Raw genomic sequence first — 519 nt, 5'->3', positions numbered from 1 at the left:
CAGCTGCTGGCGCACTATCCGCAGGTCAAACATCCCGTTGAAGGTGACGAGCATCGGGCCCTGTCGTGCCGTGAAGAACTTCTTCAACGACTTTTTTATGTGCAGGCGTTCTTCCTTGGTCCAGTGAGCAAGCGGGTGATCGACGGACACCGTATACCCTACCTCGGGCTCTGTGTCCATCGCGAACTGGATGGTCAGGATTTTGTTAAATAGCACACTCAGGTTACGCGTTTCCGTGTCGAATGCGACTTCAGACGCCTTGTGCAAGCGGCGCATGAGCGTGTCGAATTCCTCGATCGTCTTCACGTAACGTGGCTCCGACTTCGAGCCCGCTAGATTGTGCGGATTGCGCCCAAGCACCAGATTCGCAAAATGACGGCACCAGAAACCTAGAAGGTTGGCCAGCTCACCTTGCTTGTCCAGAAGCTTGAAAAAGTCGAGGGTGGAGACGACACGAATCTGTTCGTCACCAACCTTCATCTTATGGACCCACCCGCGCTTGTACTGTGGGTGTTGCAC

At 54.5% G+C, this 519-nt stretch carries 1 protein-coding gene; it reads right to left on the bottom strand.

Annotation, left to right across the window (positions count from 1 at the left end; translation table 11 throughout):
- Positions 1 to 480 (bottom strand): hypothetical protein (locus tag AC1RPX_RS07630; protein ID WP_481763309.1); only part of this gene is annotated, 480 nt, incomplete at its 3' end.
- Positions 481 to 519 lie beyond the last annotated feature (39 nt).

The organism is Dellaglioa sp. CoH-56-MRSF-14, from assembly GCF_056782115.1.
Note: the sequence above shows the minus strand (reverse complement) of the source record. Positions and strands in the feature narration are given on the sequence as shown.